General features: G+C 70.7%; 12 protein-coding genes. 3 read left to right on the forward strand and 9 right to left on the reverse strand.

Translation table 11 applies throughout. From position 1 onward, the window contains the following. Positions 1–98: 98 nt before the first annotated feature. The 7 genes from DEIMA_RS08720 to truD form a co-directional block, all read right to left on the reverse strand. Positions 99–947 carry a carbohydrate ABC transporter permease gene (locus DEIMA_RS08720; RefSeq protein ID WP_013556877.1) on the reverse strand — a complete coding sequence of 283 codons (849 nt, stop codon included), beginning with the start codon at positions 945–947 and terminating at the stop codon, positions 99–101. Positions 948–967: 20 nt separating this feature from the next. After that, entirely contained in the window at positions 968–1,900 is a 933-nt protein-coding gene (locus tag DEIMA_RS08725) for a carbohydrate ABC transporter permease (RefSeq protein ID WP_013556878.1), read from the reverse strand. Positions 1,901–2,002: 102 nt separating this feature from the next. After that, complete coding sequence (locus DEIMA_RS08730) at positions 2,003–3,271, reverse strand: ABC transporter substrate-binding protein (protein ID WP_013556879.1); 1,269 nt, start codon at positions 3,269–3,271, stop codon at positions 2,003–2,005. Positions 3,272–3,638: 367 nt separating this feature from the next. Beyond that, positions 3,639–5,306 carry an AlbA family DNA-binding domain-containing protein gene (locus DEIMA_RS08735; protein WP_245528307.1) on the reverse strand — a complete coding sequence of 556 codons (1,668 nt, stop codon included), beginning with the start codon at positions 5,304–5,306 and terminating at the stop codon, positions 3,639–3,641. A 57-nt stretch (positions 5,307–5,363) separates the two neighbouring features. Then, positions 5,364–5,813 (reverse strand): DUF3293 domain-containing protein, encoded by a 450-nt coding sequence (locus DEIMA_RS08740; protein WP_013556881.1) that lies wholly within the window; start codon positions 5,811–5,813, stop codon positions 5,364–5,366. Continuing rightward, positions 5,813–6,181 (reverse strand): hypothetical protein, encoded by a 369-nt coding sequence (locus DEIMA_RS08745; RefSeq protein WP_013556882.1) that lies wholly within the window; start codon positions 6,179–6,181, stop codon positions 5,813–5,815. The genes DEIMA_RS08740 and DEIMA_RS08745 overlap by 1 nt, the downstream gene beginning before the upstream one ends. Next, the gene (gene truD / locus DEIMA_RS08750; RefSeq protein WP_013556883.1) at positions 6,178–7,248 is read right to left on the reverse strand and encodes a tRNA pseudouridine(13) synthase TruD; all 1,071 of its coding nucleotides are present in this window, start codon (positions 7,246–7,248) and stop codon (positions 6,178–6,180) included. Before truD ends, DEIMA_RS08745 begins: the two co-directional genes overlap by 4 nt. Before the next feature lie 94 nt (positions 7,249–7,342). On the opposite strand from truD, the gene DEIMA_RS08755 reads away from it, so the two are divergent. From DEIMA_RS08755 to DEIMA_RS16915, 3 genes are all read left to right on the forward strand, one after another. Continuing rightward, on the forward strand, positions 7,343–8,269 hold the full coding sequence (locus DEIMA_RS08755; RefSeq protein ID WP_013556884.1) for a GNAT family N-acetyltransferase: 927 nt from the start codon (positions 7,343–7,345) through the stop codon (positions 8,267–8,269). A gap of 176 nt (positions 8,270–8,445) precedes the next feature. Next, positions 8,446–11,199 carry a putative bifunctional diguanylate cyclase/phosphodiesterase gene (locus DEIMA_RS08760; protein WP_013556885.1) on the forward strand — a complete coding sequence of 918 codons (2,754 nt, stop codon included), beginning with the start codon at positions 8,446–8,448 and terminating at the stop codon, positions 11,197–11,199. A gap of 2 nt (positions 11,200–11,201) precedes the next feature. Further along, the gene (locus tag DEIMA_RS16915; RefSeq protein WP_013556886.1) at positions 11,202–12,830 is read left to right on the forward strand and encodes a GGDEF domain-containing protein; all 1,629 of its coding nucleotides are present in this window, start codon (positions 11,202–11,204) and stop codon (positions 12,828–12,830) included. Between the two features lie 21 nt (positions 12,831–12,851). Here the strand turns inward: DEIMA_RS16915 and DEIMA_RS08770 are convergent, their stop codons facing one another. Beyond that, on the reverse strand, positions 12,852–13,877 hold the full coding sequence (locus DEIMA_RS08770; protein ID WP_013556887.1) for a GGDEF domain-containing protein: 1,026 nt from the start codon (positions 13,875–13,877) through the stop codon (positions 12,852–12,854). 94 nt (positions 13,878–13,971) lie between these two features. Next, a complete protein-coding gene (locus tag DEIMA_RS08775) occupies positions 13,972–14,652 on the reverse strand; it encodes a metal-dependent transcriptional regulator (RefSeq protein WP_013556888.1) in 681 nt (226 codons plus the stop codon). Positions 14,653–14,675: the final 23 nt, after the last annotated feature.

The following is a 14,675-nucleotide window of genomic DNA, read 5'->3' on the forward strand; positions in this document are numbered from 1 at the left end:
CGCCCGTCAATCTACGCGCCGCAGGGGAGCGCCGCCAAGGGGCGAGCGGAACGAGAGCGGCCCCGGCGCGCGCCGGGGCCGCTCTCGTCGGGCGCTGCTCAGCCTTTCACGGCGCCGGCGGTCAGGCCGGACACGATGTTGCGCTGGAAGATCAGCACCAGGATGATCAGCGGGACCGTCACGATGACGCTGCCGGCCATGATCAGCCCGAAGGGATTCTCGTAGATGCTCGCGCCACTGAACTGCCCGATGGCGACGGGCACCGTCTTGGCCTTGTCGTCGCTGGTGAAGGTCAGCGCGAACAGGAACTCGTTCCACGCGTTGATGAACGCGAGCAGGCCGGTGGTGACCAGGGCGGGCGTCATGACAGGCAGCAGCACGCGGAACAGCGTCTGCATGGGCGTGGCGCCGTCCACGAACGCCGCTTCCTCCAGTTCGGTGGGGATGTCCCGCACGAAGCTCGTGAGGACCCACACCGTGAACGGCAGCGTGAAGATCATGTACGACAGCATCAGGCCCCACCACGTGTTGTACAGGCTCAGCGTGCGGATCGTGGTGTACATGCCGCCCAGCACGGCAATCTGCGGGAACACGCTGACCGCCAGGATGATGTACATCAGGATGGACTTGCCCTTGAAGCGGAACTTCCCGAGCGCGTACGCGGACAGCGCGGAGAGCAGCAGGCTGATGATGACCGTGCCGACCGCGACGACCAGCGAGTTCAGGAGGTTGCGGCCGAACGGCTGGCCGCGGAACACATCCACGTAGTTCTGGAAGGTGGGATTGTTCGGGAACCACTGCAGCGCCTGGCTGCTGAGCTGCGCGGAGTTGGTGAGGCTGGTCTTGATCGCCCAGTAGAACGGGAACAGGATGTAGAAGAGCACGGCGGCGATCAGCACCCAGAACAGCGCCTGGCCGAGCGCGCGAAGGGCAGGATTCTTGTTCATGACGGTCCTTTCCGGGGCGCTCAGTCGAATTTGACGCGCAGGCTGGTGACGTAGATGACCGTGAAGATCATGATGACGAGGAAGATCAGGATGCTCACCGCGGAGCCCAGGCCGAACTGCGCGTTCTGGATCATCTCCTGCCGCGCGTACATGCTCATGGTCATCACTTCGGGCGCGTTCCCCTTCACGATGTAAGGCATGTCGAACACGCGCAGCGCGTCGAGCGTGCGGAAGATCAGCGCGACCAGCATGGCGGGCGTGAGCAGCGGCAGCGTGAGGCGCCAGAACTGCGTCCAGCGGTTCGCGCCGTCCACGTCGGCGGCCTCGTACATGTCGCTGGGGATGCTCTGCAGGCCCGCAAGGAGCAGCAGCGCCATGAACGGCGTGGTCTTCCAGACGTCCACCGCGACGAGCGCCCACAGGGCCGTGTCCGGGTTGCTGATGAACGACTGGCCGTTCTGCAGCACGCCGAGTTTCTGGCCCCATTCGCTGAGGATGCCGAACGAGTCGTTGTACATCCAGTTCCACATCTGCGCGCTCACGACGGTCGGGATGGCCCACGGCACGAGGATGGCGGTGCGCAGCAGCCCTCGCGCGCGGATCTTGCTGTTCAGGATCAGCGCGAGACCCAGGCCGAGGACGGTTTCGAGCAGCACGGACACGCCCGTGAACTTCACGGTGTTCCACACGGACTGCCACCATTCTGGAATCTGCAGGACGCCGAGGCCCACGCCGTCCTCGGTGGTGAACCAGTAGTTGCCGAGCCCGATCCATTTGGGCGCGGCGTCGGTGTTGATGTTGTATTCCGTGAAGGACAGGTAGATGGTGCGCAGCAGCGGGTAGCCGGCCACGGCGGCCAGGACGATCAGGGTCGGCAGCAGCAGCCACAGCGCCGTGCGGGCGCGGGTGGCCGCGAGACTGCGGGTGCGGCGGGCGCGGGGTGTGGTGGTCATGGGCGCTCCTGAAGGGTCAAGTCGAGGTACGGAAAAAAGGTGCCCCCCTGGGGCACCTTGGCGTGACGGTGGGGGTGGGCGTATGGCCAGGCCCCGGGGGGGTTACCAGCCGCGACCTTTGATGCGGTTGATCTGCGACTGCAGGCTGCTCAGGGCCGCTTCCGGCTGGGCTTTCTTGGTGAGGACGCTGTACACGGCGGTGCTGAAGGCGTCGCTGACCTGGTTGTACTTGCTGCCCGTGATGGTCGCGGGGCGCGCGACGGCGTTCGTGAACACGTTGTACAGGCTGCCGAAGAACGGCACGGCCTTCAGGACGCCCTGGTCCTTGTACAGGCTGGCGATGGTGGGGTTGTAGCTGGCCTCGATGGCGCGGCGCTTCTGCTCCTGCGCGCCGGTCATGTAGCGCACGAGGTCGGCGGCTTCCTTGGGGTGCTTGCTGTAGGCGTTCACGGCGAGCTGCCAGCCGCCGAGCGTCGCGGCGGGTTTGCCGCCTTTGCCGGCGGGCAGGGCGGCCACGCCGATCTTGCCTTTCACGGCGCTGCCTTCAGCCTGGCCGGCGGCGTACGCGTACGGCCAGTTGCGCATGAACGCGGCGTTCCCGGCCTGCCAGACGTTGCGGGCTTCTTCTTCGCCGTAGGTGGTGACGGCGCTGGGCGCGATGCTGCCGACGAAGCCCTGCGCGGCCTTGAGGGCGGCGACGGCCTGCGGGTTGTTGATGGTGACCTTGCCGCTGGCGTCGACGATGCTGCCGCCGCCGAAGCTGCTGATCCACTCGAGGGCGTCACAGGTGAGGCCTTCGTAGTTCTTGCCTTGGAAGACGAAGCCGACGAATTTGCTGTTGGCTTTGCGTTCGCCGTCCTGGATCTTCTTGGCCATTTCGGCGAGTTCGTCCCAGGTTTTGGGCGCGCTCTTGTAGCCGTACTTGGCGAGCAGGTCCGTGCGGTAGTACAGGACGCCTGCGTCCGTGAAGAACGGCATGCCGACGAGTTTGCCGTTCACGGTGTTGTTCTTGACGATGGCGGGGAAGTGCTGCGCGACTTCGCTCTGGGGGATGTATTTGCTGAGGTCGAGGAGGTGCTGGCTGATCAGGCCGGGCCAGACCACGTCGATCATGTACACGTCCACGTCGCTGGCGCGCGCGCCGAGCTGCTGCTGGTAGAGCGCGAGGCGCTGGTCAGTTTCTTTGGGCACCTGCACGAGTTTGACCGTGTTGCCGGTCTTTTTGGCCCAGGCGTTGGCGCCTTTCTGGCACTCGTTGTATCCGCTGCCGACGCTGTCGCAGGCAAAGGTGAGGGTGACGCCGGCCGCGTGGGCGCTGTTGGCGAGGGCGCACGCCGCGGTGACCGTGATGAGGGCAAGGGCCTTCTTCATGCATGACTCCTTCTGGATGCACACTCTCTGGGAGCGGTTCCAATGGTGAAGTGAACTGACGCCCGAAAGGTACACCCGCGCTTCACCACGTGTCAAACACAAAAAAACGTCCCCCGGACACTATGAGAACCGCTCACAGCGCGCAGGACGCATAAAAACGCACAATTTGCAGGACAACCGACCATAAATCCTGACATTTCCCAGGCTGAGCTTGTATAGAAGCTGGGTAGGGAATATTCATTCCTGAAGGAATTCTCAAGGCAAGCGCTTTCACACACAGCGTCCGGGCAGGCACCACAACCCAGCCACCCACACGACCGCAGGGCAGCCCCCGGACCTCGCCGGACGCCCCCTGCCCCTCCACCCCTCAGCGAGGACGGTCTGCCTGGCCCGACACGTAGTACCGCGCCGTCCGGTGCCCACTCCCGCGCTTCTCAATGTGCCCACCGGTACACAACGCGTTCAGCACCCGCCACGCCTGCTGCGTGTTCAGCCCGCACGCCTCCCGCAGGTCTGCATTCCCCACGCCCTCCTCACGGCGCGCCAGTTCCAGCGCCACCTCACGCGGCCCTGCCGGCACGCGCGCCGGCGCACCCGGACGTGCCGGCGCCATCCGCATGGGTGCCACGCTGCTCACCGCGCGCTTGAGCGCCGCGCGCGAATCCGCCGACAGCTCGTACAGCCGCGCCGTTCCCCGTCCAGTGTGCGCAATCAGGCCGCGGTCCTCCATCATCTGCAGCAGCCGCGGCGTGCGGTCCTCCGGCAACTGCAACGCCTCCGCCAGATGCGCGCGCGACACTTCCCCCTCGCGCTTCAGGACACTCAGGACAATCAGCATGTCCAGGCTGAGCGTCTGCATCTCCTCCTGCTTGCGCGCCACGAACCGCACGAACTCCGCATCGAACCCCGGGTTGTGCAGCGCGAGCGTCACCGCGTCCGGGTACGTCGTGAACTCCGGCGGTTCCTTGCCGTGCCGCAGCATCAACTGGTACATCTTGTCCACGCCCACGCCCGCGCGCTCCACGAACCCCAGCTTCGCCAGCACCTCCGCCAGCAGCGGATTGCGGCGCTTCGGCTGGTGCCGAAGCACGTTCTCCGACGTGATGCCGCCCGGGAAGCCCCCCGGGTTGCTGATCTCCAGCCGGTCCGGGAAGTGATGCACGTGCACCACGTCACGCACCGTGTAGTCACGGTGCGTCAACGCGTTCAGCAGCGCCTCGCGGTACACCGCCTCGTCGAAGTCCCACACCTCGATGCGAAACAGCCCCACCTGCACCGGCGTGAACGCGTTACGCGCCTGAATCAGGTCGTGCAGGCGCGCCAGCAGGCTCGCCAGCGGCCGCAGCAGGTCCTCGCGGAACTGGAACTCCACGTCGCTCGTCGCGTGGTGGTAGTAGCACACTTCCGCCTGCGCCACGAACGTCCGAAGCGCCCGCGGCGTGCCCGCCAGCAGAATGCCGGCGATGGTGGGCCGCCACTCGCCCTGCACGTCCACGATCAACCCCAGCTCCGACAGGAAATCCAGGTCCGCGAGCTGCGCCAGCGCGCCCCGCTGCCCCATGGCGCGCAGGCGCGCCACCTCCACCGGGTCCAGGTCCGACAGGCTCCCCGTGGGCGGCACCGTCGACGTGTAGTCCAGCTGCACCACCCGGTCAGACGTGGCCCCCGTGACCGGCACCAGATGCGCGCCGTCCCACGCGACGACCTCGCCGTCCGGCGCGGCCAGCACGTACGGCGCCTGCGGCACGAAAATCAGCAGGACGCGCACGTCCTCGCCGGGCACGCGGTGATGCTGCACGTTCACGCTCAGCTTCCCGCCGGACAGCTCGAAAATCGCGTGCGTCACCTGCAACGGGTGAATGTCCGACGCGTCCTGCACGCCGTTTTTCCCGACGCCCACCACGATGGTGCCGCCCTTGGTGTTCGACAGCGCCACGGCGTACCGCGCGAGGTCCTGCGGGCTGATGTCCACCGGCAGCACCACTCGCGCCTCCGAAGGCGGCGCGTGAATCAGAGGATCAGCAACACTCGACACAACGCCGCAGTATAAAGCCGCGCCCACCCCACCCCGCCAGTGCGCCGCCCCGGACGCTCAGGGCCGGGCGGACGGCGACGCCCACAGGCGTTCCACGCGCACGCCGTCCGGCCCGCACCACACCAGCGCCGCGCGGGCGCCCACGCCGAACACCACCGCCGCCTGCCCGAAGTGCCGCCCGAGCGCCACGGCGTCCCGCAGGCGCGCGCCTTCCAGCAGCAGCGACGCCTCGCGCCAGCGCCCGTCGCCGTTCACGGCCACGCGGGAAGGCACGCCCAGCGCGTCCACCTGCTCACGCAGCGCCCCGTCCGCGCGGGCGTTCACCTCCGCGCTCGCCAGCTGACCGCCCGGATTCCACGCGGTCACGACCGCCCACGCGCGCCCACCCGCTGCCCACGACGGCGAAGCCAGACGCGCGGGCTGCACGCCGCTCAGCCGGAACCGCTCGGCGCGCGTGCCGTACGTGGCGTTCAGGAACGCCGCGCGCAAGGCCTCACCGGTGCGCATCAGCTCGCGCCGACCAGGGCGTCCACGCGCACCAGACCACTGCCGAACTTCAGCAGCACCGCCACCCGCTGCCCGCGCGTGTACCGCCCCGCCAGGACCACGCGGTACAGGCCCTGACGGGACAGCACCGCCCCGCGCTGCATCGCCACGCTCTGCACCACCACGCAGCGCGGCGCGCACCGCATCAGCTTCCCGCGGCCCACCGGCCCCCACACGCCCAGCAGCGTGTCCGCCGACATGACGCTCACGGACGCCTCCAGCAGCACCCCGCCTGTCGTCGGCGACAGCGCCGCGTTCATGACGGTGGGGGGGCGCGCGGCACTCGACAGCAGCGTCACCGCGACGGCGGCGAGCACCGCGCGTCTCATGCGTCGGCCTCGTCGGTGTCCGCGTCCGCGCTGCCGCCCTCATCGACGTCCACGTTCGTCTTCGTGAGTTCCCGCAGCACCGATGTCGCGAAACTGCCCTTCGGCAGCGTGAACGACACCTCGTACCCGTCGTCGGTGGCCGTGACGCGCGCTTCACCAGGGAAGATGCGGACCACGCGCCGGTCCCCCTTGCGCGACGAGAACGCCTCCGGCGTCAGCCCGAACGGCGCGAGCGCCTCGGCCTCCAGCACCCCGGCGTCCTCGGTGAGCGGCTTGATCTTCCGGCCGAACAGCGTGCCCGTCGCGCTCACCTCCCCGCGCGCCGCGCGCGGGGATTCCGCCTCGGCGTCGTCCACGCGGAACACGCCGCCCGTGTCGCGCTTCTTGGCCATGTCGCCGCGCAGGAGCGCGGCCAGCAGGCCGCGCTCCACGCGCAGGCTCACGAAGCGGTTGAACACCAGGCTCTGCACGCTGCTCACCAGGAAGCGCCGCAGGCGCGGGTCACGCAGGCGCGACTCGCCGCGCAGGACGCGCGCGCCCTCCTCGGCGTTCAGGCCGCCCAGCCCGAACCGCTGCGGCCCGAAGTAGTTCGGCAGGCCGAACTGCACAAGGGCGTCCAGTGTCGCGCGTGCCTGCTCGGCCGTGCCGGGCGCGCCACTTACCCGCACCGTGAAGCGGTTCCCGGCGAGGTGCCCCATGCCCAGCTTGTTCGTGTGCCGCGTGACGTCCAGGACACGCACGCCCTCCACCGAGAAGGTCGGCAGGCGCGCCTCGTGCTTCGCGGGAATACTGAGGTACTGCGTGGTGACCGCGTGGCGGTCCTTGAGGCCGGCCACGCCGATGTCGCGGTCACGCAGGCCCAGCTGGCGCTGCAGCTCCTGCACCACGAACGCAGTCGTGTGCCCGGTCTTCTCGACGTGCAGGTACAGGTGATCGCCGTCACCGGACAGGGGATAGGCGGGCAGTTCATCCACGCGGAACGCCTCGGGCGTCACGCGCAGGGCGCCGCCCGTACCGGGCGTGCGGGTCAGTGGGGCGAGGTCCGCCCAATCAAACGTCAACTTCACGACGCCTTAACATAGCCCGACCAAATGAGAGTCCGCGCAGGACCCCGCCGCCGCAGCAGCCCGGCGCGCCGCGCACGTCTGCTACGCTCCCCCGGTGCCCCTCACCCTTGAGACGCTCACCGACGCCGTGTACGGCGACCTCCACCCGCACGCGCGCACCCTGCAGCCCGCCGAGCAGCACCGCGCCGCCCTGAGCGAGCACCTCACGTGGCACGCCACCGACGCGCTCAGTGACGACTTCGCGCGCGGGTACGCCGCGAGCGCTGCCGTGCCCGGCACCACGCCCGACGACTACCGCAACCGCTGGGTACCCGTCAGCCCCGACCTGCAGGTGCTGTGCGGCCCGCGCTTCGAGGGCATGGACCTCGCGCGGCCCTTCGTGGAAGTCGTGGGCGGGAGCCGCCCCCTGGAACTCGCGGACCTCCCGCACGTCACGGACGCCGTCCGCCGCGCCTTCCGCATGTTCCAGCCGCGCTACGCGCGCCTGTACCGCCCCGAACCGGACGGCGCGGTGCCCGGCGCGCACCCGGACCGGCGCTTCGTCGGCGCCACGCTCGGCACCCTGCGCGCCGCCCCCCTCCCGGACGGCCTGCGCGCCGCCCCCCCGCAGAACTTCGACTTCCGGCCCGCGTACGAAGCCGCGTACCGCGCCAGCGCCGACGCGGACCCCCACCACCCCACCTACGCGCAACCCGAAACTCTGGACGCGCTGCAGGACTACCTGAACGACGGGCTGCTGTTCGAGGTGCGTCTGCACGGCCGCTGGGTAGGCCTGATTGCCGCGCTGCCCACCACGCACCTGGGCCTGAGCGGCCTGGAAGTCGCCGAACTCACCCTCGCCCAGGACGCCCGGGGTCAGGGGCTCGGTGCGGCCCTCACGACGCTGCTCGCGCGCGCCGTTCCCCACCCCGACACGGACGTCCTGCTCGGCACCGTGCACGCCCGCAACACCCCCGCCCTCAAAGCCGCCCTGCGCGCCGGACGCACCGACCTGGGCGGCTGGGTGCAACTGCCCCTCTGAAGCGCGCCCGGGACACGTCGTGCGGCGGCCGACCCCCCGGGCGGGGCCGACCGCCGCACGTTCATACAACACCGCCCGCTCCGGCTGCCTATACTTGCGGTGTCCTTCGTCCTGGCGCTGTCCCTGACCCACCCACGTCATCGCCTCTTCAGCCGGCGCACGCCGCACCCCCACCCATGCCCAACCGCCTTCAGTCCCGCGTCCGCCCACCGCGCGCCACCAGTACGCCGCCCCAGGCGGTCAACCTGAGTTTCGCGCGCGCCCGCACGCTGTCCACCCTCGCTGGAGCGCTCACGCAGGCCCGCACCGCCGACGAGATCCGCCGCGCCGTCCTGACCTTCACGCCGCCAGCGGTGCTCGCCTACGCCATCAACCTCATGACGCTCGGCGATGACCAGCACGTGCACCTGATCGGCCAGCAGGGGTACGCGCTGCACGTCATGCAGCCCTACGCGCACCTGCCGCTCACGCAGCCCGCGCCCAGCACCGACGTGATCCGCAGCGGCGAAGCGCTGTACCTCACCCGCGCTGACCTGCACGCCCGTTACCCCGACATCACCTGGGACGAGCGCACGCACGCCATCGCCGCGCTCCCCCTCGCGGCGGCCGGCACGCCCTTCGGCGCCATGGTCGTCTCGTTCGATGACCCGGGCGTGCCGAGCGCCGAAACCCGCGCGTTCCTGGAGGGCGTCGCGGGCCTGTGCGCCGTCGCGCTGGAACGCGCCGCGTGGACCGAACGCGCTGAACGGGCCATCCGCGAGCAGGCCGAGGAGCGCGCCTGGCTCACGAACCTCGCGGACGCCAGCGCACGCCTCGCCGACGCGCGAGGCGTGCCCGACACGCTGAGCGTCAGCGCGGACGTCGCCCTGACGCTCGGCGACTGGACGCTGCTGAGCCTCCCAGGCCCGGACGGCACCCTGCACGCCCGGGCCATCGCGCACACCGACCCGGTGCGCGCCGAGGGTGCCCGCGCGCACCTACGCGCCGCTGTCCTGCCCACCGAACCGCTGCCCGGCCTCACGGACGCCTACCGCAGCGCCCGCCCCGTCCTGCACAGCGACGTGAGCCCCGAGGCGCTGGCCGCCCTGGACCTACCGGACGCCGCCCAAGCGGTCCTCCGTCAGCTGCGCGTACACAGCGTCCTGCATCTGCCGCTGCTCACGCACGGCCGCGCCATCGGCGTCCTCACCGTCCTGAACGAGACGCGCCCGTTCGAGGACGGCCAGCGTCTGTACGCCCAGAACCTCGCGGGCCGCATCGCCGCCGCCCTCGACAATGCCCTGCTCTACCAGGACGTCGTGGAGCGCGCCAGCGGCCAGGAAGCCGTGATGGAAGCCCTCACCGAAGGGCTGCTGATCCTCGACGAGGACGGCACCGTCATCCTCACCAACCCCAGCGCGCCGCAACTGCTCGGCCTGTCGCCCACCAGCATGATCGGCGTACCCATCGCGGACCTCGTAGGCGCCACCCTCGACCTCGACGGCGCGCCCACACCCGTCACCGCCGAAGACATCGTCGGCCTGCCCAACGCCCTGGACCTCGTGCGCGGCGTCGACACCCCCAGCGGCCGCCGCTGGTTCAAGCTCGGCGCGCGACCCCTGCAGCAGGGCGGACGCCAGCTCACCGTGTGCACCTTCGCGGACGTCACCGACGCCATCGAGCGCGAACGGCGCCTCGTGCACCTCGCGCACCACGACGACCTCACCGGCCTCCCGAACCGCCGCGCGCTGCGTGAGCACCTGCAGCGCGCCCTCCACAACGGCCCGTGCAGCATCGCCCTGCTGGACCTGCAGGGTTTCAAGGGCGTGAACGACACGTACGGTCACGACTTCGGCGATCAACTGCTCATCGCTGCCGCGCGCGCCCTGCAGGCCGCCGCGCCGCCCGGCGCGATCCTCGCGCGCCCCGGCGGGGACGAATTCGCGCTCCTGCTGTGCGGACCGCACGACTGGGCCGCCACCTGGGAACGCTGGCTCGACGCACTCAGCGTCCCCTTGCGCGTGGGCGGCACCGCGTGGCGCACCACCGTGAACGCCGGGTACGCCGTCGCGCCCGAGGACGGCACCGACGTGCGCAACCTCCTCGCCGCCGCCGACCTCGCGCAGCGCGCCGCGAAACACGCCCTGCAGCCCCTCGCGCCATTCCGCGCCGAGTACCGCCAGGCCATCGAGCGCCGCACCGACCTCGAACAGCACCTGCGCGTCGCCCTGCAACGCCATGAGTTGCGCGTGGCCCTGCAGCCGATCCTGCACGTGCACGACCTGCAGGTCATGGGGTACGAGGCGCTCGCCCGCTGGATCCGCCCGGACGGGCAGTTCGTGTCCCCGGCGGAATTCATCGCCGTGGCGGAAAGCACCGACCTGATCCACCCGCTCGGGCGGCAGATGGCGCACCTCGCCCTGCGCGCCCTCACCCGCCCCGGCGTACCCGAACACACCTGCGTCACCATCAACGTCAGCGCCGTGCAGCTCGGCCGCGCGCACTACCACGAGGAACTCACCGCGCAGCTGCGCGCCGCGAACGTCCCCCCGAACCGCCTGATCCTCGAAGTGACCGAGAGCGCCGTCATCAACGACCAGCCCACCGCCCGGCGCAACCTCCTCGCGCTCGCCGAAACCGGCGTGCACATCGCCCTGGACGACTTCGGGCACGGCTACTCCAGCCTGAAGCTCCTGCAGATGCTCCCGTTCACCATCGTGAAAATCGACGCGGAGCTCATGCGCAGCGGCATGCGCGACCCCACGTTCCTGCGCGCCATCATTCAGGTGGCGTCCGCGACCGGCGCGTCCGTCGTCGCCGAAGGTGTCGAAACCGACGAGCAGCTCCGCACCCTGCGCGACCTGAACGTGCCCCTCGCACAGGGGTACCTGCTGGGCCGCCCGCAACTCGTGGAATTCCCGCCGGACACGCTCACCAAGGAGGCCCCCTGACCATGCCCACCCTCGACGTCCCCCAGGTGTCCGCTGACCTCGCCAGCACCCCCCATACCCGCGCGCTGTGCCGCGCGCTCAGCGACCTCGCCGCCACGCACGGCGCCCTGCCCGGCACCCACCCGGACGCGCCCCTCACCTGGACGCTGCCCCTCCCGTTCGGGCGGCACTTCGCCGTGCACTTCCCGGACGCCGGCACCCACCCGGACGCGCCCGCTCTGCAACTGCTGCAGAGCACCCTGCCCACCATCGCGGGCCGCGTCGTCGACCGCGAATGGCAGGGCATCACCGACGCCGCCGTCGACGAACTCACCCGCGCGCACGACGAGGACACCGCCCTCACGCGCCTGCAGGCGCTCGTGAGTGCCCACGTGCCCGCCACCGCCACGTGCACCCGCGACGCCGCGCACCTCGACGCGGGCGTGCACGGCGACGACCACACCCTCACGCTCCCCATCCACGCCCGCTACCGCCCCCTCGTCGCGCTCACCCTCACTGGTGACCTCCGGGGCTGGACGGCCGATGACCGCGCGCGCGTCACGCGCCTCACGCGCGTCGCCGGCGCGCTCATCGAGCAGATCCGCGCGCAGACGGTCGTGGAGCACCTCCTGAACTTCCAGCGGGTCAGCCTGCACACCCCGCCCAGCGAGCTGTACCGGGCGCTGATGGACCTCGCCATCCAGTGCGTGCCCGGCGCTCAGGCCGGCAGCATCCTCGTGTACGAAAACGACCAGTACGTGTTCCGCGCGTGGCACGGCTACAGCGACGACGAGTTCGAGGGCGTCGCGTTCAGCGCGCAGCAGCAGCAGCAGTGGTACGGCCTGAGCGCCCAGGAGTGGCACGACGCACAGCCGCGCCTGCTCAGCGCCGCCGACGTGCCCGTGCGCGGCGCCGGCTTCATCCGCGACGACGCGCACAAGGCCGACACGCTCCCTAGCGTCGAACGCATCCAGGTGAACCTCGCCGTGCCCATCCTGTACGAGGGTGAGGTGTACGCCATGCTGAACCTCGACAACCACACGCGCGCGCAGAGCTTCGACGCGGACAGCGTGCAGGCCGCGCGCCTTGTGGCCACGCAGGCGGCCCTGATCGTCCACGAGGTGCACGCCCGGCAGCACGTCCGGACGCTTGCCACCACCGACGCCCTGACGGGCCTCGGGAACCGCCGCGCGTACGACGACGCCCTGCGGCGCGCGCACCTGCACGGCGCGCGCGAGAACGTCACCCTGATGGTCATCGACATGGCCGCCTTCAAGCAGCTCAACGACCTGCACGGGCACGCCGAGGGCGACGACGCGCTGCGCACCGTGGCCCGCACCCTGCTGTGGTCCGTGCGGCGCAACGATCAGGCGTTCCGCTGGGGCGGCGACGAGTTCGCCGTGATCCTGCTCGGCGCGACCGAGAGCGACGCGGACGTCGTCGCGCGCCGCTTCGCGCGCCTGCTGCCCGCGCCGCTGCGCGCGCACATCGGCATCGCGCAGCGCGGCGCGACCGCCACGCCCGCCGAATGGGCGCGCCTCGCGGACACCGCCATGTACACCGCCAAACGCCAGGGGCTGCCCATCACGCGCGCCAGCACCCTGGAGCACGTCACGTCCGGCACGCCCGACCGAAGCGACGACCTGCGCTGACCCACCCGGACGGGCCCAGGCTCAGGGGGCGACCTGCACGCGCGCGCGCCCCGCGCGCTTCGCGTCGTACAGCGCCGCGTCCGCACGCGCCACCCACGTGCGCTCGTCCTCGGCGGCGTGCGCGAGCGCCACGCCGAAACTCGCCGTGAGCCGCAGCCCCCCCGGGTACGCGTGCCCCGCGATGCGCGACGCGAGCGTCGCCGCCGTCGCCTGCGCGGCACTCGCCGTGACGATCACCAGGAATTCCTCGCCGCCCCAGCGACCGAACTGCGCGTCGCCGGGCAGCGCGCCCGCGAGCAGCGCGCCCGTCTCGCGCAGCACCTCGTCGCCGACGTCGTGCCCGTGCGTGTCGTTCACGCGCTTGAAGTGATCCAGGTCAAACAGGATCACCGCCGCCGGCGTGCCTGCGGCCTGCGCGAGCCACGCACTCAACTGCCGACGGTTCGGGAGGCGCGTGAGGGCGTCCTCGTACGCGGAGCGGGCTTCGCGCAGCGCCCCGCCCAGCAGGCGGCTCCACAGCAGGCACATCGCGATCAGCACCGCGTGCGACAGCGCCAGTTGCAGGCACGCGTTCACGGCGCTGACCTTGCGCGCGGTCGGCACGTCCGGCCACGCGAAGAACAACGTCATGACCAGCAGCAACGTGAAGTACAGCAGCGTCACGGCTCTCGCCGCGCGGCGCGGTGATAGCACCAGGAACGCCGTGAGGTACAGCAGCGGCAGCCACGTGGCGCTGCCCGTGATGTTCGTGAGGTCCTGCTGATGCACCGCGCTCCACGCGAAGTGCCCGACGCTGCTGAGCGCCGCGATGGTGAAGTACACGGCGCTGACGGCGTGGTGGGCGCCGGGCCGGCGGCGCAGCCACGCCAGCAGCGCACTCAGCTCCACGAGCAGCAGCGTGAGCGCCACGACGTACCCCGCGCCCCAGCGTTGCAGCACGCTCAGCAGCAGCGTCAGGACGGCGCCGACCACGCTGACGCGCAGGATGACCAGCAGGGCCTGACGGCGGATGGGGGCAAAGGGGTCGGTGAGGGACGGGGGGACCATGGAAGCGTCCTCAACCTACCCCGCGCCCGGTTACGGCACTGTCACATGCGGAGAGTCACCCGCGTGCGTGGCCGGGGCGAACCCGCGCGCATACTCACGCGCCCGCGTGCGTGGCGTCCACATCCTCCACCCAGACGCGCTGCGCGACCTCCACGCTCAGCAGCACCTCGTGGCCGGCCACCATCACGCGCAGCACACCCGCCAGCAGGTCCGCGAACGTCACGCGCACCTCCGCGCCGGGCACCAGGCCCGCACCCACCAGGTGCCGCAGGCGCGCCGGGTCGTCCTGCGCGACGCGGCCCACGCGCACGACCTCGCCGACGCCCACGCCGCTCAGCGCGCGGGTCGCCACGCGCGGCACCTCACCCGCCAGGGTCGGAATCGGGTCGCCGTGCGGGTCGTGCGTCGGCTCGCCCAGCGCCGCGAACAGCCGCGCCTCCAGGGCCTCGGAAATGTGGTGCTCCAGCCGGTCCGCTTCGTCGTGCAGTTCGTCGAGGGGCACGCCGAGCGCGCGGTGCAGGTACGTTTCCAGCAGGCGGTGATGCCGGATGATCTCCAGCGCGACCTGCGTACCCGCTTCGGTGAGCTGCACGCCCTGGTACGGCTGGTACTCCACGAGCTTGAGTTCCGCGAGGCGCTTGAGCATGCCGGTCACGGACGCGCCGGAAATACCCAGGGTCAACGCGAGGTCCTGCGTGCCGGCTTTCCCTCCTTCGCTGCGCTCGTAGATCGCTTTCAGGCAGTCCTCGGTGGGGGGGGTCAGGCGTTCACGCACGGGGCCATGATACTCACAACGTC

The organism is Deinococcus maricopensis DSM 21211 (genome assembly GCF_000186385.1).
Taxonomy (GTDB): Bacteria; Deinococcota; Deinococci; order Deinococcales; family Deinococcaceae; genus Deinococcus_B; species Deinococcus_B maricopensis.